The 21393-nt window shown below is 61.0% G+C and carries 17 protein-coding genes; 7 read left to right on the forward strand and 10 right to left on the reverse strand.

Annotation, left to right across the window (positions count from 1 at the left end; all coding sequences use genetic code 11):
- Positions 1-23: 23 nt before the first annotated feature.
- Together J7I86_RS18290 and J7I86_RS18295 are read left to right on the forward strand one after the other, a co-directional pair.
- Entirely contained in the window at positions 24-1676 is a 1653-nt protein-coding gene (locus tag J7I86_RS18290; RefSeq protein WP_214822129.1) for an MDR family MFS transporter, read from the forward strand.
- A gap of 399 nt (positions 1677-2075) precedes the next feature.
- The gene (locus J7I86_RS18295; RefSeq protein WP_214822133.1) at positions 2076-3545 is read left to right on the forward strand and encodes a sugar porter family MFS transporter; all 1470 of its coding nucleotides are present in this window, start codon (positions 2076-2078) and stop codon (positions 3543-3545) included.
- 66 nt (positions 3546-3611) lie between these two features.
- Here J7I86_RS18295 and J7I86_RS18300 read toward each other — a convergent pair whose 3' ends face one another.
- The 3 genes from J7I86_RS18300 to J7I86_RS18310 form a co-directional block, all read right to left on the reverse strand.
- A complete protein-coding gene (locus tag J7I86_RS18300; RefSeq protein ID WP_214822134.1) occupies positions 3612-4850 on the reverse strand; it encodes an MFS transporter in 1239 nt (412 codons plus the stop codon).
- 32 nt (positions 4851-4882) lie between these two features.
- Positions 4883-5323: a MarR family winged helix-turn-helix transcriptional regulator gene (locus J7I86_RS18305; protein ID WP_214822135.1), complete on the reverse strand. Its 441-nt coding sequence runs from the start codon at positions 5321-5323 to the stop codon at positions 4883-4885.
- Positions 5324-5387: 64 nt separating this feature from the next.
- Entirely contained in the window at positions 5388-5894 is a 507-nt protein-coding gene (locus J7I86_RS18310) for a GNAT family N-acetyltransferase (protein WP_214822138.1), read from the reverse strand.
- Between the two features lie 112 nt (positions 5895-6006).
- On the opposite strand from J7I86_RS18310, the gene J7I86_RS18315 reads away from it, so the two are divergent.
- From J7I86_RS18315 to cycA, 5 genes are all read left to right on the forward strand, one after another.
- The gene (locus tag J7I86_RS18315; RefSeq protein ID WP_141283837.1) at positions 6007-6336 is read left to right on the forward strand and encodes a PadR family transcriptional regulator; all 330 of its coding nucleotides are present in this window, start codon (positions 6007-6009) and stop codon (positions 6334-6336) included.
- A gap of 1 nt (position 6337) precedes the next feature.
- Entirely contained in the window at positions 6338-6703 is a 366-nt protein-coding gene (locus J7I86_RS18320; RefSeq protein ID WP_214822140.1) for a DUF1048 domain-containing protein, read from the forward strand.
- Positions 6700-7497, forward strand: a complete 798-nt coding sequence (locus J7I86_RS18325; protein WP_214822142.1) for an ABC transporter ATP-binding protein — start codon at positions 6700-6702, stop codon at positions 7495-7497. The genes J7I86_RS18320 and J7I86_RS18325 overlap by 4 nt, the downstream gene beginning before the upstream one ends.
- Complete coding sequence (locus J7I86_RS18330; RefSeq protein ID WP_214822144.1) at positions 7494-8255, forward strand: ABC transporter permease; 762 nt, start codon at positions 7494-7496, stop codon at positions 8253-8255. The genes J7I86_RS18325 and J7I86_RS18330 overlap by 4 nt, the downstream gene beginning before the upstream one ends.
- A gap of 163 nt (positions 8256-8418) precedes the next feature.
- The gene (gene cycA / locus J7I86_RS18335; protein ID WP_214822145.1) at positions 8419-9879 is read left to right on the forward strand and encodes a D-serine/D-alanine/glycine transporter; all 1461 of its coding nucleotides are present in this window, start codon (positions 8419-8421) and stop codon (positions 9877-9879) included.
- A gap of 83 nt (positions 9880-9962) precedes the next feature.
- Here the strand turns inward: cycA and J7I86_RS18340 are convergent, their stop codons facing one another.
- The 7 genes from J7I86_RS18340 to J7I86_RS18370 all read right to left on the reverse strand — a co-directional run bounded on the left by J7I86_RS18340 (position 9963) and on the right by J7I86_RS18370 (position 21328).
- Positions 9963-13838, reverse strand: a complete 3876-nt coding sequence (locus tag J7I86_RS18340; protein ID WP_309476763.1) for an LPXTG cell wall anchor domain-containing protein — start codon at positions 13836-13838, stop codon at positions 9963-9965.
- Positions 13839-14144: 306 nt separating this feature from the next.
- Positions 14145-14903: an ABC transporter ATP-binding protein gene (locus tag J7I86_RS18345; RefSeq protein ID WP_214822148.1), complete on the reverse strand. Its 759-nt coding sequence runs from the start codon at positions 14901-14903 to the stop codon at positions 14145-14147.
- A 25-nt stretch (positions 14904-14928) separates the two neighbouring features.
- Positions 14929-15954 (reverse strand): iron chelate uptake ABC transporter family permease subunit, encoded by a 1026-nt coding sequence (locus J7I86_RS18350; protein ID WP_286179995.1) that lies wholly within the window; start codon positions 15952-15954, stop codon positions 14929-14931.
- Positions 15947-16954 (reverse strand): ABC transporter permease, encoded by a 1008-nt coding sequence (locus J7I86_RS18355; RefSeq protein WP_214822149.1) that lies wholly within the window; start codon positions 16952-16954, stop codon positions 15947-15949. Before J7I86_RS18355 ends, J7I86_RS18350 begins: the two co-directional genes overlap by 8 nt.
- A 26-nt stretch (positions 16955-16980) precedes the next feature.
- Positions 16981-17931: a siderophore ABC transporter substrate-binding protein gene (locus J7I86_RS18360; protein ID WP_214822150.1), complete on the reverse strand. Its 951-nt coding sequence runs from the start codon at positions 17929-17931 to the stop codon at positions 16981-16983.
- Positions 17932-18101: 170 nt separating this feature from the next.
- Positions 18102-19250, reverse strand: coding sequence for a mannitol-1-phosphate 5-dehydrogenase (locus tag J7I86_RS18365; RefSeq protein ID WP_214822151.1), 1149 nt, complete (start codon positions 19248-19250; stop codon positions 18102-18104).
- Entirely contained in the window at positions 19250-21328 is a 2079-nt protein-coding gene (locus J7I86_RS18370; protein WP_214822152.1) for a PTS mannitol transporter subunit IICBA, read from the reverse strand. The genes J7I86_RS18365 and J7I86_RS18370 overlap by 1 nt, the downstream gene beginning before the upstream one ends.
- Positions 21329-21393 lie beyond the last annotated feature (65 nt).

Here is a 21393-nt window from a genome sequence, read left to right on the forward strand (position 1 = left end):
TTTCTGCCACCTCTGGAGAAGATATGTCCAAAACTGCCCCTGTACGGGCTGCCGGAGAGGTCTTGACGCATCGTCAGACACTCACCGTCATGGTGGGGCTCATGCTCGGCATGTTCCTGTCCTCGCTGGATCAAACCATCGTGTCCACCTCCATCTACACCATCGCCAACGACCTCGATGGCCTGTCTCTCCAAGCGTGGGCCACCACGGCCTACCTCATTACATCCACCGTCAGCACCCCGCTCTACGGCAAGCTCAGCGATATCTTCGGTCGGCGCCCGCTCTACCTCGTGGCAATCGTGATCTTCCTGGCCGGTTCCCTCTACGCGGGGTCCGTCCACTCCATGACCGAGCTTGCCATTGCCCGCGGCATCCAAGGCCTCGGCGCCGGCGGCTTGCTGGCCTTGGCGCTGACCATCATCGGCGACATCGTGGCACTGAAGGACAGGGCAAAGTACCAGGGCTACTTCATGTCAGTCTTCGGTATCTCTTCCGTACTCGGTCCGGTTATTGGCGGCGCCTTCGCCGGCTCAGCCAACATCCTGGGCTTTGACGGCTGGCGCTGGGTCTTCTTCATCAATCTCCCCATTGGGCTCGCCGCCCTTGTGGTGGTCTTCCTGTACCTGCACCTTCCGGCGCGGCATGTGAAGCAAAAGATCGATTACTGGGGCGCCGCGGCCATCACCCTTGCGATTGTTCCGCTACTGCTGGTTGCAGAACAGGGCCGCACGTGGGGTTGGGCTTCCGGCGGATCCTGGCTCTGCTACGGACTTGGCGTCATCGGCATCGTGACCTTCCTTCTTGCCGAGAAACGTGCCGGCGACTACGCGCTGATTCCGCTGCGCCTCTTCAAGAACACGACGTTTGGGCTGTCATCACTGTTGAACTTCATCATCGGCATCGGAATGTTTGGTGCCATTGCCATGCTGCCCATGTACCTGCAGCTCGTGAAGGGGCTAACTCCTACCGAGGCCGGCCTGATGATGATCACGTTTACTGTGGGCATCCTCTTCGGCTCGATCTCTGCCGGCAGAACCATCTCCTCATCAGGCGTGTACCGGATCTTCCCCATCATGGGTACGGCAGTACTGGCTGCCGCAGCCACCGTCATGGGCCTGGTCCTCGGCGTCGACACAGGACTGTGGGTTCCCGGCCTGATTGCCGTGTTCTTCGGCGTCGGATTGGGCTTCTGCATGCAGCCGCTGACACTTGCCATGCAGGTTTCCGTTCCGCCCAAGGATATGGGCGTAGGCACCTCAACAGCTGCGTTCTTCCGTTCCATGGGTGGAGCAGTAGGCACGGCCGTCTTCATTTCCATGCTGTTCAGCACGGCCGCTGACAAGATTGCCGAGGGCATGAAGACTGCCGTAGCCAACCCGGACTACCAAGCTGTCATGAAGGACCCGGCCGTGGCCTCCGATCCGGCTAACGCCAAGCTCTTCGACTTCTTCAAAAACGGAGCCAACAACGAGTCGCTGAATGACACCAGCTGGCTTCACACGGCCAACAGCACACTGACGAGGCCCATCACTGAAGGCTTTGCCCAAGCAATCGACATCGTCATGCTTACGGCCGCCGGACTCATGATCATTGCCTTCCTCATCAGTTTCGCCTTGCCCAACAAGAAGCTCACCGACCCCAAAGCCGCAGCCAAGGAATCCGTTCCGGCGCACTGAGTCAGTCGTCAGGCATTGAGCCGCTCGTCTGGCACTGAGTTACCCGCGAGGAACTAGGTTCACGCAATACCAACAACGGCAGACAGTCTTCGGACTGCCTGCCGTTGTTTGCTTGATGCCCGCTTGCCCCCAGCACGGCGCGAATACGTTCAAGTAGTGGATCCAGAGCGATCATTTTGTCGTCTCAGGAACGAGTAAGGGATCACTCAGCCAACTCCCAGCCGCGCGAGAGTAGGCCCATGCGTTAACTAGGTGAATCCATGTCACGTCGGTCACTTGACTGGAACTTGGCCGATATGACGTGCCACACTGTGTAGCGCGAGTGCACCGGCGTCCCCGTCGGACAGCCGACGACGTCCCGCACATCGCTTCCGAACCCCCATTCCCTAAGGGAGACCCATGTCCAGTTCCAGCACCGAAGGCGCGCCATCAGTCTCACGGAAGGTGATCGGCCTGGCCGTCGCCGGCGCGGTGGGCGGATTCCTCTTCGGCTTCGATTCGTCCGTGGTCAACGGTGCCGTGGATGCGATGGCTGACGAGTTCGTCATGAGCGAGGCGGTCACGGGCTTCGCCGTCGCTGTTGCGCTGCTGGGGTGTGCCGCCGGCGCCTACTTCGCCGGCAAAATCGCCGACCGCTATGGACGCATCCCCGCCATGAAGATCGGTGCGCTGCTCTTCCTGGTGAGCGCTATAGGAACGGGCCTCGCCTTTGGCGTGTGGGATCTCATCTTCTGGCGACTGGTGGGCGGCCTGGGCATCGGGCTAGCCTCCGTTATCGCCCCGGCTTACATCTCCGAAATTTCCCCCAGGCACGTACGCGGCCGCTTGGCATCGCTCCAGCAGCTCGCCATAACCACCGGCATCTTCGCAGCTCTTCTCTCCGATGCAGTGCTCGCCAACTCGGCCGGTGGCGCCGGCGGCACGTTGTGGCTGGGCATTGAAGCCTGGCGCTGGATGTTCATCGCTTGTGCCGTGCCCGCCGCTGTGTACGGCTGGATCGCTTTTCGCCTGCCGGAGTCCCCACACTTCCTGGTACTCAACGGCAAGGAAGACCAGGCCCGCAGTATCTTCAACAGGATCATCCCGGGCGACGACATCGAGCGGCACATCCGCGAGATCCGCGAATCCATCCAGGAGGAGAAGCTCTCCACCAAGAAGGGCTCGCTCCGCGGCAACAGGTTCGGCCTTTTGCCAGTGGTTTGGATTGGCATCATCCTCTCCGTCCTTCAGCAGTTCGTTGGCATCAACGTGATCTTCTATTACTCCACCACGCTGTGGAAGGCCGTCGGTTTCCAGGAAAAAGACTCACTAACGATCTCCGTGGCCACCTCCGTCACCAACATCCTGGTCACCCTTGTTGCCATCGCCCTGGTGGACCGCATTGGCCGCCGGCCCATCCTGCTCACTGGCTCCATCGGCATGGCCGTATCCCTCGGCGTCATGGCACTGGCCTTCTCCTCCGCAGTCGGCACGGGCTCCGAGATCAGCCTCCCCGGTGCGTGGGGGCCGGTTGCCCTCGTCGCAGCAAACGTCTTCGTGATCAGCTTCGGTGCCTCATGGGGCCCGCTCGTTTGGGTGCTGTTGGGCGAAATCTTCCCGTCCCGCATCCGCGCACGTGCCCTCGGCCTGGCCGCGGCCGCGCAGTGGATCGCGAATTTCGCCATCACACTCAGCTTCCCCATCATGGCAGCAGGTTCGCTGCCACTGACGTACGCCATGTACGCGGCGTTCGCGGCGGCGTCGTTCTTCTTTGTGATGTTCAAGGTTCCGGAGACCAACGGCATGTCCTTGGAACAGGCCGAAACCCTGTTCGTTCCCAAGGGCGCACCGGTGGCACCCTTGCCAGTCGCCTCAGACGAAGCAAAGTAGCGCACAAAAAAGCCCGGCGGATTTGACCAGTTCAATTCCGCCGGGCTTTTGTGGTTGCGGGGAGGGCTACACCAGGTGCGGCTCGTGGGTTTTCAGGTAACCGCGTCCTCCGAAAGCGACAAGGATGGCGATGACCATGGCCACAGCACCAGCGAAGAACGGCACCTGCGGGCCGAAGTGCTCGCCGAGTTGGGCGGCCGCGAACGGTGCCAGCGCGCCGCCCATCCAGCGCACAAAGTTGTAACCGGCGGACGCAACGGGACGAGGCGAATCAGAAACGCCCATGGCCAGCTCCGTGTAGACCGTGTTGTTGATGCCCAGCAGGGCACCGGCCACGATGACAAGCACGACGACGGCCATCACCGAGTGCCCCGCAGCCAGTCCCAGCCCGATCAGGTCGAGCATGAGCGCGGCGAGCGTGCCGGTGAGGACTTTGACGGCGCCGAACCGCCTCTGGAGCGCGGGAGCCACGAACACCGAGAAGACGGCTACAGCAACACCCCAGCCGAAGAACACTCCACCGATTCCATAGGCGTCCATGCCCAGGATGAAGGGCGTGAAGGCGAGGATGGTGAAGAAGCCGTAGTTGTAGAACAGCGCACTTGCTGCAGTTGTGCGGAGGCCCTTGTGTCCGAGCGCCAGCAACGGATCCCTGAGGCGGGACTTTTTGGCCGGGGCGGGTGTTTTGGGAAGCAATGCCAGCAGCGCGACGAAAGCGGCGGCCATGAGAACTGCGGTGCCGAAGAATGGAGCCCGCCACTGCCAGCCACCCAGGAGGGCACCCAGCAACGGGCCGAGGGAGATACCCAGGCCGAGTGCTGCTTCGTAAAGGATGATGGCCGTGCCGGTTCCACCGCTGGCCACGCCTACAATCACTGCCAGTGCCGTTGCCACGAACAACGCGTTACCAAGACCCCAACCCGCCCGGAATCCCACCAGCTGCTCAACGCTGCCGGAAAGACCGGACAGAGATGCGAACACCACGATGATCGCCAAACCGATCAGCAGCGTCTTCTTGCCACCAATCCTTGAGGACACGAATCCGCTGATCAACATGGCGATTGCGGTCACCAGGAAATAGCTGGTGAACAGCAGGGAGACTTCACTGGTGGAAGCCTCAAGGTTCTTGGCAATCGCGGGGAGAATCGGGTCCACGAGCCCTATGCCCATAAACGCGAATACGGCCGCGAGCGCAGTGGCCCATACCGCCTTGGGCTGTTTGAGGAAGGAAGCTTTCTCAGCTTCCAAGGTGTTTTCGATGGTTTTTTCGGCGCTTGCTGAAGCGTCAGCCAACTGGCGTGACATTCACGTGCTCCTTGTCGGTGCTTTTTTCTGTTTTAGTTCTGGAACGAGCTGTTGAGCTTGGCGATCACGGGCAGTGCGGACGCGAGATGCTCGATTTCGTCGCTGCTGAGTTCCTGGAGCAGCTCGGCCACCATGGCGTTTCGCCGTTGGTTGGCGGACTCGACGGCGGCCGTCCCGGCTTGGGTGATGACCACCTGGACAGCCCGTGAGTCGTCGGGATCGGGCTGGCGGGTGATCAGGCCCGCCCGCTCGAGTTTGATGATCTGCTCCGTAGCGCTGGGGACTTTGATGCCCAGGTTCTTGGCGATATCGCCCACGCGGAGGCCGCCGTCGGAAATCATGGACAGCAGGCTGAGCTGCGCGGCGGTGAGTTCGCCCTCCGGATCGAGGCGGCGGAACATGTAGACGCCGAGCCGGAGCGACTCGCGGAATTCCTGGGCCAGGTCCAACAGCCGGGGATCAAAGGTGTTCATATTTAGGTAGCCTAATAGTTAGGGTACCTAAATGTCAAGAGTTTCAACCGAGCCGGACAGGGACTTAGAGTGCGAGCTTCATGCCTTCGTGACTGGCGACGAAGCCCAGGCGCTCGTAAAAACGATGGGCCCCAACCCGGGACTTGTCCGTGGTGAGCTGCATCAGCGAACAGCCACGCTCCCGGGCCTGATCAATCGCCCACTGAATCATCAGCGCACCAACACCCTGACCCCGCAGCACGCCGGAGACCCGAACAGCCTCGATCTGCGCACGCCAGGATCCCTTGCGCGACAAGCCCGGAATGTAGCTGAGCTGGAACGTGGCAACCACCTCCCCGCCGAGTTCACCCGCCACCAGAAGGTGCGCCGGGTCGGCGTCGATCGCGTCAAAAGCCCGCTCGTACGGCGCTAAATCCTCAGCGTTTTCGCGTGCGGCGCCCAGTTGATCATCCGCGAGGAGCTCGAGGATGCGCGGCAGGTCGCCCTTGCGGGCCTGCCGCAGGGTGAAAGTTCCACGGTCGACGGCGACGGTCAGCAGAGCGGGTTCGGCGCCGGATTGAGTAGTCACCACCCCAGCATGCCACTCCCGCCAACATGCCCAGAACTCAGTATTGCTAAGTACCGGTACCTAGTTCTACTATGTAGTGGTAGCTAGTAATACTGAGTAGTGAGGGAGGTGTCCGATGGGCAAGCAAATGACCGAGATGCTCAAAGGCACATTGGAGGGCATCGTTCTAGCCCTCCTGACCGGCAAGGCAGCGTACGGATATGAGATCACCACGCTGCTCCGGGAGCAGGGATTTACCGAGATCGCTGAAGGCACGGTGTACGCGCTGCTGGTCAGGATCGAGCAAAAGGGGCTGGTAGACGTTGAGAAGCGTCCGTCCGAGAAAGGACCACCCCGCAAGGTATACACGCTCAACACGCAGGGCGAAAAAGAACTGAACGAATTCTGGAACACATGGAGCTTCTTGTCCGGACGGATTGAAGAGCTCCGCAAGGAAGGAAAATAGCATGGCAGCGAAATGGATCGAACTGGTCACCGGATCACTCGAGCAGAAGAAGCAGTACAAGCAGGCCAAGGCTCGGCTGGATGCTCTGCCAGAGCCCTACCTCGCGGTGGCCACCGCCTTCAACCGCTATTTGACGTACTACGGCGGCGTCACAGATGGCGACACCATGGTGCAGATGATCTCCGATCTGGCCGACCTGTGGGAACGAGCCGCAGTGGATGGCACCCCCGTGAGCGAGATCGTGGGCGGAGATCCCATCGAATTCGCCGAGAGCTTCGCCCAGGCCTACGGCGGAAAACGCTGGATCGACAAAGAACGCGAGCGCCTCAACAAGGTCATCGATAAAGCCAAGGAGGCGGAATCATGACCGCTGCAGCAATCCGCGTAGAGGGCATTGAGAAGTCATACAAGAACCTCCACGTACTACGGGGTGTGAACTTTGAGGTAGCGCCCGGCAGCATCTTTGCGCTGCTGGGCTCCAACGGAGCGGGCAAGACCACCATGGTGAAGATCCTTTCCACCCTGCTCAAAGCGGATGCCGGTTCGGCCGCCGTCGAAGGCTTTGATGTGGCCACCGAGTCGCTCAAGGTAAGGCAGTCCATCAGCCTCACGGGACAGTTCGCGGCTGTGGACGAGGTTCTTTCCGGCAAAGAGAACCTGGTTTTGGTGGCTAAGCTGCGTCACTTGAAGAATTCCGGTCAGATCGCTGATGACTTGCTGGCGCAGTTCAGCCTCACCGAGGCCGGGTCCCGCAAGGTGGCGAGCTATTCGGGCGGCATGCGCCGACGCCTGGACATAGCGATGAGTCTGATCGGCAACCCCCAGGTGATCTTCCTGGACGAGCCCACCACAGGCCTCGATCCTGAAGCCCGCCTCGAGGTGTGGCAAATCGTTAAGAACCTTGCAAGGCAAGGGACCACGGTCCTGCTCACTACGCAGTACCTCGACGAAGCTGAACAGCTGGCAGATCGGATTGCCATCCTGCATGAGGGACGCATCATCGCCAACGGAACCCTGGCCGAGCTCAAGCAATTGCTGCCGCCAGCCAAGATCGAATACGTCGAAAAGCAGCCGAGCCTGGAGGACATCTTCCTTGCCCTGGTGGGCAGCGGCAATAACGCTGCTGCCGACAACAACGAGTCAGTAGAGGACAGGTCATGAGCACCCATTTCTTCACAGACACCTCGATCCTGCTGGGCCGTTCCATGCGGCACATCTTCCGCAGCGTAGACACCATCATCACCACCGCGGTCACCCCAATCGCCCTGATGCTGCTGTTCGTCTACGTCTTCGGCGGGGCCATCAGTACCAACACAGAGAACTACGTCAACTACCTGCTCCCGGGCATCATGCTGATCGCCATCGCATCCGGCATCGCCTACACGGCGGTCCGGCTGTTCACTGACATGCAGAGCGGCATCTTTGAGCGGTTCCATTCCATGCCCATCGCACGCTCATCGGTTCTTTGGGCCCACGTACTGACCTCATTGGTGGCTAACGGACTCTCGCTGGTGATCATCGTGGTGGTGGCACTGCTCATGGGGTTCCGGACGTCAGCGAGTGTGCTCGACTGGCTGGCCGTTGCGGGCATCCTGGCGCTGTTCACTTTGGCACTAACTTGGATCGCGATCATTGCCGGCCTCTCGGCGAAATCCGTTGATGGCGCGGGCGGGTTCTCTTATCCGCTGATCTTCCTGCCGTTCATCAGCTCCGCCTTCGTCCCCACGGAGACCATGCCCGGTCCTGTCCGCTGGTTCGCCGAGAACCAGCCCGTGACGTCCATTGTGAATACCCTTCAGGATCTGTTCGCGCAGCGCCCGGTGGATGGCGACATCTGGGTAGCCCTGGCATGGTGCCTGGGGATCCTCATCGTCTCTTACGCCTTTGCCACAGCTGCCTACAAGCGCCGGATCACCTAGTTTCCACCGAGCCCCACCACGGCCGAAGCTCCTCTCTTCCACAGGGGGAGCTTTCGCCATGCAGACCGATTCGCCAATGGTCAGACATTAGCTATAGCTTTATCGAACAGATTTGTAACGGCCGTCACCATTGTGGCGGGTCCTTCGAAGGGTTCTTGAACTAATGTCCGATCAGACAACACAGGGGAAGCTTCACGTCTCCAGCAGGGACAGCGAGCCCCACCTGTCACGCTCGCTCAGCAACCGCCATATCCAGCTCCTTGCCATCGGCGGCGCAATCGGGACCGGCCTCTTCATGGGTTCCGGCAAAACCATTTCCGTCGCCGGACCCTCCGTGATCTTCGTGTATATGATCATCGGCTTCATGCTGTTCTTCGTCATGCGCGCCATGGGCCAGTTGCTGCTTTCCAACCTGAACTACAAGTCCTTCAGCGACTTCGCGGGCGACCTCCTTGGACCGTGGGCAGGCTTCTTCACAGGCTGGACCTACTGGTTCTGCTGGGTAGTCACCGGCGTGGCGGACGTCATCGCGATCGCTGGCTACGCTGACGAACTCTGGCCGGGAATCCAGCTCTGGATCCCGGGCCTGGCCACCATCATCATCCTTCTCCTCCTGAACCTGCCCACCGTGAAGGCCTTCGGCGAGACTGAATTCTGGTTTGCACTGATCAAGATCGTTGCCATCGTGGCGCTGATCGTTGTGGGCCTGGTGATGATCTTCACCGGCTTCCAGTCCAACGCAGGAACTGCGAGCTTCACCAACCTCTGGAGCCACGGCGGGTTCTTCCCCAAGGAATTCATGGGATTCGTGGCCGGCTTTCAGATCGCCGTGTTCGCGTTCGTGGGTATCGAGCTGGTGGGTACGGCCGCCGCCGAAACCAAGAACCCCGAGCACAACCTCCCCCGCGCCATCAACGCCATCCCCCTGCGCGTCATGCTCTTCTACGTAGGCGCCCTCATCATCCTCATGTCCGTCACCCCGTGGACCGAGTTCAAAGCCGGCCAGAGCCCGTTCATTGCCATGTTCTCCCTGGCGGGCCTGGGGATGGCGGCTACCGTGGTCAACCTCGTGGTCCTAACCTCGGCCATGTCCTCTGCCAACTCGGGCATCTACTCGACGTCCCGCATGGTCTACAGCCTGGCCAATGACGGCGACGCACCCAAGCTCTTTGGCCGTCTATCCAGTCGCAAGGTACCCCAAAACGCACTGTTCCTGTCCTGCGTCCTGCTTCTGGCCGGCGTCGCACTTCTGTACGCAGGCAAGGACGTTGGCGTGGCGTTCGACATGGTGACCACCGTGTCCGCAGTCTGCTTCATGTTCGTTTGGTCCATCATTCTGGCCAGCTACCTTGTGTACCGCAAACGCCGTCCCGAACTTCACGCGGCCTCACCGTTCAAGATGCCCGGCGGTATCCCCATGGTGTGGGTGGTGTTCGCTTTCTTCGCGTTCTTGGTCTGGGCGCTGACCACCCAGCCGGACACCCTCACCGCTCTGTTGGTGACGCCCATCTGGTTTGCCATTCTTGGCGTGGCCTACGCGATTGTCCGGAGGTCGCCGCTGCATCAGGCCCGTGTGGCTGAGTGGAAGGCGATGGCTGAAGCCGAAACTGCGGCAACGCACTAAGTCTTAATTCGCAGAAACCACGACGTCGGCACCCAGTCTCTTGGGTGCCGACGTCGCTGTTTTAATTCAACTCATGCCCTGCGTTAGGCGGTCCTACGCCGACGACTGGCAACCAGCGCCAAGCCTCCAGCGATCAGAAGCACTACAGCGCCCGTGAGCCCGACCATGAGACCGCTTGCACCGGTGTCAGGAAGTTCGTCCGTCGTGGCGGAGGGCGTCACAGCGGGGGGCGTCACAGCGGGAGGTGTCGCAGCGGGAGGCGCAGTAGCGGCCGGAGGCGCAGCCACCACCGGTTTCACTATAACCTCGCTCGAGTCAGTCCCTGTGGACTCATCTCCACCGGGCACCGTTGCAGAGGCAACCACTACGTTGATGTAGGACTGCGTGACGTTGGTTTGGGCAATGACTCGACTGGCCGTCTGGCCAGGAGCGAGAGTGGCAACCGGCTCAATGACCCCAAGGGCGGGGTCGTCGAATCGGACACCCGTGAGCACGGTGTTGCCGGTGTTTGTCGCACTGAGCTGCCAGTAGACAGTCTCACCGGCATCGATGGTCACAACCTCGCTCCATGGACCTTCTTGGTGAGTGGAAACCAGCTTGTCCACCGTTAGCCCCGGCACGGCACCGAAGTAGTACGAATCATCAGACGCACTTAGATCGGGACCGCCAAGGGGACTTGCAGCCGACGCTGTCACAGTGTTCTTGTACTGACCTTTAACAGCGTTGCCCTGAGCCGACAACTCAACAGAAGCACCCGGCTCCAATGAAGGAACCGTCCCGGAGAACACCTCGTTGCCAGCACTGTCCTTATCAACAACCAGCACATCATTGAGAGTAAGGTCGCCAGTGTTCCTCACCGTGTAGGACCACTTCACCCCACTGCCGGGAGCCAACTGCGGACCTGGAGCAGCCTCAACGTCCTCACCATTGGTCGTCTTCACAACAGACAACCCGGCGTCCCCGCCGAGATACCAGGACTCAGCGGTGACCGGGACGGGCTGTTGAGCCAACGGGGTCCCTTCCGCGTCAGTAGCCGTAGCCGTAGCCGTGGCTGTGTTGTGGTACTGACCAGTTACGGCGGCATCATGTGCGGTGAAGACACGGGTGTCGCCGGGAGCCAGCGCACCCGACTCACTCGAGACGGGAACAAGAGTGCCCGTGCTGCCATCTCCTGCGGAGAAGGCATCTGAGACTGCCACATTTGTGAGCGGTGTATTGCCCGTGTTGGTTACTTCGTAGGTCCACTTCACATCAGAACCGTTGGCCACCATCGCACCAGGAGCTGATGAGTAGGCGGTTCCGTTGGTTTTCTTCACGATTCCCAGCGCAGGAGTACCGGCCACGTTCACCGACGCCTCGTTAGTGGCAAACTGCACCGCATCCCCGTTATACGTCCCCCTAGCAACGAGTACGTTGCTTGCTTTCTCTCCGAAGCCGGGATCTCCTGTCACCTTGGTGGGAACCACCAAGGTGAAGTCATCACCGGATGCCAGGGCATCAACGACCATCCGGAACGCCGTGGCATTGACCGGATCTGTGGTCCAGCTGCCCGAGCTGGCATCTGCGGCGTCGGTGGAGTATTCAATCTTTGCCCCCACCGGTGCGCCCGTTACTGCCCCTGAAAGGACGACGTCGAAATCGTCGCCTGTTGCCACAGCCGGTAGGCGGTCAAAGAAGGTGGCGCCGGTTACCGGGTTTGGCAGGACGTTGCTGACGTAAATTTGCCAGAACGCTGCCTTGCCTACGGTGGTGGCCAAGGACCACGGACCTGTTGCCGAGGAACCGGACAGCTTATCGAGCAGCAAACCACCGGCTATATTGATCGATACACGGCCGGTAGCTTTGGCGACAGTTGTCCGTGCAGCATCGAAATCATAGATGTCTTCGCTGAAGAAGGGGGCGTAGCCACTCATCGGCACCGTTTGCCCGGCTGTGCCGCCGTCAGCAACGCCGATGAAACGCGGATCTCCTGTGGAGGTATACGATTCGACCTGAACGGAAGAGGCAGAGGGCTTGTAGGCCTTGGCGAGGACCGCAACCGGAATGTCGTACTGCCACCCGGTGTTCTCAACCTTGCGGTAAGAAGCTTCTTTCGGGTCCCGCATGGGGCTGATCTGATCGAAGGTGAAGCTAACGACCTGCAGTTCACATCCCCCTGCATCAATGACCCGCGAGGTGGAATCCACCGTCACCCCCTTGCCGATTGTTGGGATGGGCTCCACCCCCACAGACAAATCCGCGATGGGGGTGATGGTCTTTGTGGGATCGTACTGGGTGCCGCAGGGAAGAACCACGGACATCGTGGCGTCCATGTAGGTTTCCGATGGGTTCTGGTTGACGATACCGGCCCTGATGGTTCCTGTGTCACCCACACTCAGGACCGAGGGAGCAGACACGTTGGTGGTCAGGTATACAGAATCCACAGGGGTAAAGACGTCAGACGCCTCGCCCGTCAGGTCGCCTGCCTTCAGGGTGGCCGTGTTGCTCACCGGTCCTGGTGCAATACCTGCAGGGCTGTTCGCGTCAAGCACACCATCGGTGATATCGCGGAAGACCGGCACACTTCCCACGGTGGTCTTGACTTCCGAGCCGACGGGCACTGACTCACTGCCAGGTGCAACGGAGATGCGCCACCCTGTCAGAACGGAGCCCGGCGGCAGGTTGAGCGTATTGTTCCCGTTGAAAGACTCCCAGCCGCTTGAACCCGTGTTCTGCACGGTCAGCGACAAATTGACGCTGGTGGTGGGCTGGGCGGGCGTGAAAGTCTGCCAAGCATCGGAGTAATCAGCCTGGTACTCAAATGTGTAAGGGAGGTCCTCTGTGGACAACACGGGGCTGAAAGCCACGTTGATAGCAGTGACGTCGTTGTGGTGAAACCACTCCTCCGACGCGCCACCGGCTGTGCCGCTATCGGTGACCACGAGGTCCTCGGCCCTTGGGCTGTTGCGGGGCCCGAGGTATGAGGCATTGACGTACGTGTTTCTGGCGATCATCCCTGCGGAGGTCTGGCCTCCTGAAGTTTTCTCAATGGCCGCTGAAACGCCACCGTCGGGACTGAAGGCAGGACCCTGGGAAGCGGCGGGTACGCCTGCTCTTACTACACCGTTGGCGTCCGTGGTCTCCAAGGTCACAGTGTTGACCGGAGGCCGCTGACCGTCTTCCCAACCTGGGACTTCATCCGGGTACCTGACGGTCAGCCAGATGCCGGCGTCGCTTCGGTCCACGCAGTATCCGGTGTGGTCGTACCGTTCGTTATTGGTCCAGGTGGCTGTGGGCCAAGCGCTCGTGTCCCATGTGCCCAGGCCAGTCGAGGCGGAAGCGAACTCTGCACCTGCGGGGAAAACGTCAGTGAGTTTCTGCGCGTAAGCGGAGAAACTCAGGTAGCTTTCCTCCGAGCACACGTTGAACCGGTATGTCACCTCGCGATGAGTGGAGCCAGTGATGGTGGTGGCCATCTTCTGTGCCCGGTAGTCATGGGGGCCGGTGACTTTTGACGTGACCGGCCCGGACGTTGCTTGGCCGCCGGGTCCGCCCGTTCCGGTCATGACCGTGTTCAGCGGATAGCCATCATATTTGCGCTCGTTATCCACCTGCGACACCGTGTACACCACGCTGACAAGATCCTCAGTGGTTTCGTCCAGGATCATGCTCAGTACGCGGGTAGCGGGGTCGTAGCTGTGGCTCAACACTGGGGAAGAGCTGCCGGTAGGGAGCCCCGCGAAGGTAGTGCCTTCCGGAAGCGTTGTGGTCATTGCTACACCGGTTGCCGGATGGGAAGAATCAACGCCGCTGAAATCAACAGTGGCGGTGTAATTGTAGTTTTGGCTCAACGGGACCGTTTCCGGGGCGGAGAGCGAGATGGTGAAATCACCGGCAGCTGCCATGGCCGGGGAGACGCCCAGCACCAGCGAACCTGCGCTGACCGCAACGGCCAGTGCTGCTGCCGGAATCCGCGTCACAGAACGTCTCCGTGACGGGGGTATCCAAGGCTTGACCGAGTCCTTCCTCGAACCCGGCGAGTTTTCCCGCCGGCCGAAACGGCCCCATGACAGTAATGCGGACATCCATAGCTCCCTAGCTAGTCCCGGGCCACACCGCCCGGGTGCACACAAACACGGTGCGCAGGGACAGGGCAACTCGGGGTTTGGAAAGTGAGCGTTCGCTCTCTTTCTTCTAATTAGTGGGGGAGGTCCTGCAAACGTGACGGAGAGTTTTCCGCCCGAGGCCGTATGTTGATAACCCCGGAACGGGAGCCGAAAAAGGTGTCAGGCGAAGTAGACACCAATGCGGTTGCCGTCGATTTCTTCAATGCGGATGTCGATGTCGTAGACGTCGTACAGCATCCCGGCGCGCATGATGTCCGAGGGCGTGCCCTGATGGATTACTCGGCCGTTTTTCATGGCCAGGATGGTGTCCGAGTAGCAGGACGCGAAGTTGATGTCGTGGACCACCAGCACGATTGTCTTGCCCAGATCGTCAGCCAAGCGCCGCAAAAGCCGCATCATTTCTACGGAGTGCTTCATGTCCAAATTGTTGAGCGGCTCGTCGAGCAATAAATATTCAGTGTCCTGAGCCAGGACCATCGCTATGTAGGCACGCTGACGCTGGCCACCGGAGAGCTCATCCACGAACTTGTCCGCCATGGATGTCAGGTCCAGCTGCCGGATGGCTTCCTCAACGTGCTCAAGGTCCTCAACTGTTGGCCTGCCGCCGCTGTGCGGGAAGCGCCCGAAGGCCACAAGATCCTGCACGGTCAGCCGCATGGTCAGGTGGTTTTCCTGCCGAAGGATGGCCATGGTCTTGGCCAATTCTTTGCTGGGCGTCGCAGTAACATCCAGCCCGGCAACGGACACTCCCCCTGCGTCCATGGTCTGCAGACGGCTGATCAGGGAGAGCAGCGTGGACTTGCCCGCACCGTTGGGGCCGATGATGGAGGTGATGCCGCCGCGGGGAATCTCGCAGGTCACGTCGTCCAACACGGTGGTGCCGCCGTAGCGCTTGGTCACGTTGCGGACAGTAATCATGAGCGGATTCCGCTCATCTCAGCGGTCATTTCAGTGAACCTTTCAGCAACAGGTAGAGGAAGAGGATGCCGCCGGTGAATTCGATAATCACGCTCAGGGCCGTGGCGAAACCAAACACGCGCTCCAGCAGCAACTGGCCGCCCACCAGCGCGATCGCGCCGATCAAGACCACGATCGGCAGCAGCCAAGCGTGCCGGAAACCGCGGCAGAGCTGGTAACCGAGGCTGACCACCAAAAGTCCGAAGAACGTCACCGGACCCACCAACGCCGTGGAAATTGCCACCAGCAGCGAGCACGCGAGCAGCACCCGCATCACCACGCGCTTGTGGTCGACGCCTACATTGATGGCCACTTCGCGGCCCAGAGCCAGGACATCCAAGGTATGCCGCATACGCCACACACCGACGCACACCAGGGCAATCAGAACAGCGGATACACCCAGCAAGCCTGGGTCCACATTGTTGAAGCTGGCAAAGAACAAGTCCTGCAGGATGATGAATTCGCTGGGGTCCATGAGCCGCTGAAGCAGCGAAGAGAAGCCGCGGAACAAGGTTCCCAGGACGATCCCCACGAGCAACAGCAAGTGCAGGGATCGCGTGGCTCCGGTGAACATCCAGCGGTACAGGAAGGCGCTGAATCCCACCATCAGCAGGATCTCCAGCCCGAACTTGAGCGTTGACGGAGCGGTGGCCAGCGTGGCGGCACCTGCCACGAACGCCAGCGCGGTTTGCACCAGGATGTACAGCGAATCGAAGCCCATGATGGACGGCGTCAGGATCCGGTTGGCCGTCACGGTCTGGAACAGCAGCGTGGATACTCCCACCGCTACGGCCACCAGCAGCATCGCGGAGACCTTGATGGCCCGGCGCGGCAGCACGTAGGCGATGTTCCCCTTGAGGTCGATCGTCAGGAAAACGGCAACAAGCACGACGGCGGCAATCGCCAGGATGACAATCACCAGTCCCGGCGGGGTGCTGCGAATGGCGGCCCGCCAGCGAGTGCGGGTGGAAACGGGAGCGACTGGTGCCATGGACACAGAAGTTTCAGGCATGACGTTTCCTCAAAAGCAGGAAGAGGAACAGGATGGCGCCCACGACGGACATGACCATGCCGACCGGCACTTCGTAGGGGAACCGGATGGTCCGGCCAATGATGTCGCACACCAACACGAACGCCGCCCCGAAGAGCGCGGTCCAGGGCACGGCCCGGCGGAGGTTGTCGCCGAAGAGCAGGGAAACGATGTTGGGGACCACCAAGCCTAGGAATGGCACGGCCCCCACCGTAGTGACTACAACGGCCGAGATCAGCGAGACGATCATGAGGCCAAGCCGCATGGTGCGGGCGTAGTTCAAGCCAAGGTTGGTGGTGAAGTCCTGCCCCATGCCGGCCACGGTGAAACGGTCAGCAGCAAAGAGGCCCCCCAGCACCAGGACAGCCACGATCCACAGCAGTTCATACCGGCCACGGAGCACACCGGAGAAATCGCCGATCATCCAGTTACTGAGGGTTTGGAGGAGGTCGAACCGGTAGGCGAAGAAAGTAGTGACCGCCGCAATGACGCCGCCCAGCATGATGCCCACCAGCGGAATCAGCAGGGTGTTCCGGGCGGGCAGCCTGCGGAGGATCGCCAGGAAGAGGGCGGTGCCCAGCACGGCGAACACGGAAGCCACCAGCATCTTGGTGAGAAGGGGAGAGTCCGGAGCCACCACGGTGACCACCAGGATGCCGAGCGTGGCCGACTCCACCGTGCCCACCGTGGACGGCTCAACAAAGCGGTTCCTGGCCATGAGCTGCATGATCAACCCGGCAACGGCAACGGCCATCCCGGCCAGGACCACAGCCAGGGTGCGTGGCACCCGGGAGACCCAAAAGATTTCCCAGGCGCCGGCGTCGTTCGCCAGCAGAGCCGCCAGCGAAACATCGCTGACGCCCACGAAGATGCTGCCCACAGCGATCACCAGCACAACGGCAGCAGCCGCAACCAGGCGGACGGTTTCGCCAGTCCGGTTGCGGCTTGCTGCTGCCGCGGGGCGCACGGCTGTAGTTGTCACGTCAGGATTTCAGGTGATGCGTGATGTCAGGCGACGGAGTCGGCCACTGCCGTGACCATGGCCTGGACGTTGTTCAGGCCGTAGCCCACGATGTACCAGCCGGCGGGATCGAGGTTGACGATCTTGTTGTTCTTGGCGGCGTTGGTGGACTTCACGAGCTCGTTGTCCAGGATCGGGTTGGCAGTGGAGCCCACGGTGCCGATCGCGGTGTCGCGGTTGATGACGTAGAGGATGTCCGGGTTGGTTTCCTTGATGTATTCGAAGGAAACAGCCTCGCCGTGGGAGCCTTCTGTCTTCACGTCGGCCGCGGTGGGCACGCCCAGGACGTCGTGGATGATGCCGAAGCGCGAGCCCGCGCCGTAGGCGGTCACTTCGCCGCCGGAGGTCAGGACGATCAGCCCCTTGCCGGCCGATGCCGCCTTGGTCTTGGTGTCCCCGATGGTCTTGTCCACCTCTGCAAGCTTGGAGGCAACTTCGTCTTCCTTCTTGAAGATCTTTCCAAGCTTCTCGGTCTGGGCCTTGAAGCTCTCCATGGGCTTGGCGGCGTCAACGGAGAGATCGATAGTGGGGGCGATCTTGCTCAATTCCTCGTAAGCGCCGGCCGTGCGGCCGGAGACGATGATGAGGTCCGGAGCAGCGGAGCTGACGGCTTCGAAGTCGGGTTCCTTGAGCGAACCGACCTTGGCGTACTTTGCCTCGGAGAACTTCTTGAGTGCGTCCGGGTAGCTGGCCTCGGGAACACCGGTGGGCTCGACGCCGAGCGCGTTCATGGTGTCCAAAACGCCCAGATCGAACGTGACCACCTTGGCCGGGTTCACCGGGACGTTGGTGGTTGAACCCTGGGCGTGCTCGATGGTGATGGTGCTGGCTTCCTCGGGCTGCGATGACGCCGTTGCCCCGCCTCCACACGCCGTAACGGTCAGCGAGGCAGCGCCTGCAGCCAGTGCCCCAATGTAGCTCGACAGCCTCTTTTTCACGCCGGTACTCCACTCACTAATAAGTCATAGACGTGTTGCCTAATTGCTTCTGACTCTATTAGTAAGGTAAGGCTAACTTCAAAACCGAAAGGCCCTCCAGCGAGCAAAAGTGACCGAAGTCACTGGTTTTTCTCCCGCTGGAGAGCCTTTATTACTTTTCGATCGTCGCGTCAGGACTCGGCTTGGCGATCCTCTACGAGCTTCTGGACCGCCGGGAACAACGGGTGCGACGGCGTCAGATCTGTGATGCGTTCGACGACGGCGGCAGCGCCCAGCTCGGACAGCAAGGTGGCGAGCTCCACGGCTTCGTCGTCGTTGCCGTCATCGAAACGCAGGGCCGCGGACATCGCCTCAAGGAGGGCCACCGGAGTAACGCCGCGCTCGGCCAACTCCGCAGCGGGCCCAACAAAGCGCTCGTGCCGGCTGAGCTTCCGCAATGGCGCCCGGCCCACACGATTTACGGTGTCCGGCAGGTGCGGGTTAATGAAGCGGGACAGGATCTTCTGCACATACGCTTCCTGCTCCGCCTCAACGAACCCGTGCTTGGCCACCAGCAGTTCCTTGGTTTCTTCCAGGACTGCCCGGACCTTCGCAGCGACGGACGGATCCGCCATGGCATCGGAGATCTTCTCCAAGCCGGCCTGATATCCGAAATACGCAGCCGAAGCATGCCCGGTGTTGACCGTGAACAGCTTGCGTTCAATGTACGGGCCCAGCTCGTCCACAAAAGTGGCACCCGGGATCACGGGCGCGTTGCCGTCAAACGGCGTGCGGTCAATGACCCACTCATAGAAGGTCTCCACCGTGACATCCAAGCCCTGGCCCGGCGCCTGGTTGGGAACAATGCGGTCCACAGCCGTGTTGGCGAAAACCGCGACGGTGTCCAAGTCACCTGCGGAATCGTCCCAGGCCGCCAGGATCTCCGTGTGCAGGAGGTCCGTGGCGTTGATGGCGTTCTCGCAGGCCATGACCTGAAGGGGCGGCAAGTCCGTGGGACGGGCCGCCAGCCCACGGGCGATCACAGGTGCCACGAACTTCAGGATGTGCGGCCCCACAGCAGTGGTGACCAGATCCGCCCTCGAGATTTCCTCCACCACGGCGGCTTCCTGCGACGCGGAATTGAAGGCCCGGAAGCCGGTGACGGTCTTGATCGCTGGGCTCTCGCCTACCTCATGGACGTCGTAGCTGCTTGCCGATGCGAGCTGGCTGATCAGCGCGTCCGCAACATCTGCGAACACCACGTCATAACCGGCCTCGTGAAGCAGCAACCCCACAAAGCCGCGCCCGATGTTGCCTGCCCCAAAATGGACTGCCTTCACTATGCGTTGACCTTTCCGAACAGCTCCAACACTTCATCAACCGAGTTTGCTTCCTCCAACTGGGCCACCTGTGCTTTGTTGGTGAAGATCTTCGCAATCGAGGACAGGATGTGGAGGTGCTCATTGTTGAGCCCGGCTACGCCAACCACGAACTTCACTTGCTTGCCGCCCCAGTCGATGCCCTCCGGATAGCGGATGATGGACACGGCCGAGTGGTTGATGTGTTCCTTGGCATCGTTGGTGCCGTGCGGGATGGCCAGGAAGCTGCCCATGTACGTGGACACGGATTCCTCGCGCTCGTGCATTGCGTGGACGTAGCTGACATCCACGGCGCCGCGGTCCAGCAGTAGCTTTCCAGCTTCGTCGATCGCGGCGTCACGGTCAGTGGCCGTACCGTTCAGGACTACGCTTTCGCGGAGCAGGACACCCTTACCCTCGCCGGCTTGACCGTCGGCTGCTTTACCGTCGACGGCGGAAGCCGGTTCAGCGGCGTGCGCACCGTGGGTGGCGGCTGCTGAGCTGGCGGCGGCGGTGGGCTGCGCACCGGCGGTGGCTTCCGCCGTCGTGCCAGCATCAGACGCAACGCCTTCGCTGTCGCTGGTCCTCACCAAGTCAACGATTTCGTCGTACCTGGGACTGTTCATGAAGTTGTCCACCGAGTAGTGAACGGCGCTGGCCGTTCTCGGCTGGGCGCGTTCGGTCAGGTCCTGATGCGTGACCACAACGTCAAAAGTGTCGTTGAGGTTGGCGATGGCCGAGTTGGTGACCTTGACGTCCGGGAAGCCGGCCGCCTTGATCTTGTTGCGCAGGACCGAGGCGCCCATGGCACTTGAGCCCATGCCGGCGTCGCAAGCGAACACGATGTTCCGGACCGGGCGGGTGAGCACGGTTCCGGCCTGGGCGCCAGCCTGGTCACCGGTCAGTGCAGAGGAGACGGAGCTCTTCTTGCCCTTCATGGCTTCCATGCGGGACGTGGCTGCGGAGAGATCATCCTCGCCCGTGTTCTTGGAAGTGCGCAGGATCACCGATGCGATGAGGAACGAAACGGCGGTTGCAATGATGACGGCCAGAATGACCCCAAGATAGCTGTCCCGCGCGGTCTGTGCGAGGACAGCAATGATGGAACCCGGGGCGGCCGGAGCCACCAAACCTGCGTTAGTGATGCTGAGCGTGGCGATGCCCGCCATGCCTCCGCCAATGGCAGCGAGGATCAGGATGGGCTTCATCAGGACGTACGGGAAGTAGATCTCGTGGATACCGCCGAGGAAGTGGATGATGGCTGCACCCGGAGCCGAAGCCCTCGCGGCACCGCGACCAAAGAACATGTACGCCAGCAGGATGCCGAGGCCCGGACCGGGGTTGGCTTCCAGCAGGAACAGGATGGACTTGCCCTGTTCCAGCGACTGCTGAATACCCAGTGGCGTGAGCACGCCGTGGTTGATGGCGTTGTTGAGGAAGAGCACCTTGGCCGGCTCAATGAAAATGCTGGTCAGCGGCAACAGGCCGTTGTTGACCAGGAACTCCACAACCTCGCCGGCGCGGTCCGTGAACCACTTAACAACGTAGGAAAGTCCATAGAAGCCGCCCAACGCCAACACTGCGCCCCAAATGCCGGCGGAGAAGTTGTTGACCAGCATTTCGAAGCCCGGACGGATCTTGCCGTCCCAGAGGCGGTCGATCTGCTTCATGGTCCAGGCGCCCAGCGGGCCCATGATCATGGCACCGATAAACATGGGAGAGTCCGTACCCGCGATCACGCCCATGGTGGCAATGGCACCAACCACGCCGCCCCTGACGTCATAGACCATCCGGCCGCCTGTGTAGGCGATCAGGATCGGAAGGAGGTACGTGACCATGGGGCCAACAATTCCTCCGTTGGGTTCGCCTTCGGCGTTGGTTCCGAAGCCGCCCAACTCGGCTACGGGAATCCACCCCTTCTCGATGAACAGGGCTGTGATGAGGCCCCAGGCGATGAAGGCGCCAATGTTGGGCATGATCATGCCGGACAGGAATGTTCCGAACTTTTGGACACCAACACGGGCGCTGGTGCGGGGCTTCGCAACGGTCTCTGTTGCCATGTGAATTCCTAACGTGTGTCCCGCTGCGGCGCGGGGTCAGTCGATATAGATCGAGAGAGAACAGC

The sequence above is a fragment of the Arthrobacter sp. ISL-95 genome (assembly GCF_018613695.1).
In the GTDB taxonomy this organism is placed as follows: Bacteria; Actinomycetota; Actinomycetes; order Actinomycetales; family Micrococcaceae; genus Arthrobacter.

What these genes read in the sequence shown, in the direction of transcription:
- J7I86_RS18290 (WP_214822129.1), top strand. Translation starts at nt 24, where the DNA reads ATGTCCAAAACTGCCCCTGTACGGGCTGCCGGAGAGGTCTTGACGCAT.
- J7I86_RS18295 (WP_214822133.1), top strand. Translation starts at nt 2,076, where the DNA reads ATGTCCAGTTCCAGCACCGAAGGCGCGCCATCAGTCTCACGGAAGGTG.
- J7I86_RS18300 (WP_214822134.1), bottom strand. Translation starts at nt 4,850, where the DNA reads ATGTCACGCCAGTTGGCTGACGCTTCAGCAAGCGCCGAAAAAACCATC.
- J7I86_RS18305 (WP_214822135.1), bottom strand. Translation starts at nt 5,323, where the DNA reads ATGAACACCTTTGATCCCCGGCTGTTGGACCTGGCCCAGGAATTCCGC.
- J7I86_RS18315 (WP_141283837.1), top strand. Translation starts at nt 6,007, where the DNA reads ATGGGCAAGCAAATGACCGAGATGCTCAAAGGCACATTGGAGGGCATC.
- J7I86_RS18320 (WP_214822140.1), top strand. Translation starts at nt 6,338, where the DNA reads ATGGCAGCGAAATGGATCGAACTGGTCACCGGATCACTCGAGCAGAAG.
- J7I86_RS18325 (WP_214822142.1), top strand. Translation starts at nt 6,700, where the DNA reads ATGACCGCTGCAGCAATCCGCGTAGAGGGCATTGAGAAGTCATACAAG.
- J7I86_RS18330 (WP_214822144.1), top strand. Translation starts at nt 7,494, where the DNA reads ATGAGCACCCATTTCTTCACAGACACCTCGATCCTGCTGGGCCGTTCC.
- cycA (WP_214822145.1), top strand. Translation starts at nt 8,419, where the DNA reads ATGTCCGATCAGACAACACAGGGGAAGCTTCACGTCTCCAGCAGGGAC.
- J7I86_RS18345 (WP_214822148.1), bottom strand. Translation starts at nt 14,903, where the DNA reads ATGATTACTGTCCGCAACGTGACCAAGCGCTACGGCGGCACCACCGTG.
- J7I86_RS18350 (WP_286179995.1), bottom strand. Translation starts at nt 15,954, where the DNA reads ATGCCTGAAACTTCTGTGTCCATGGCACCAGTCGCTCCCGTTTCCACC.
- J7I86_RS18370 (WP_214822152.1), bottom strand. Translation starts at nt 21,328, where the DNA reads ATGGCAACAGAGACCGTTGCGAAGCCCCGCACCAGCGCCCGTGTTGGT.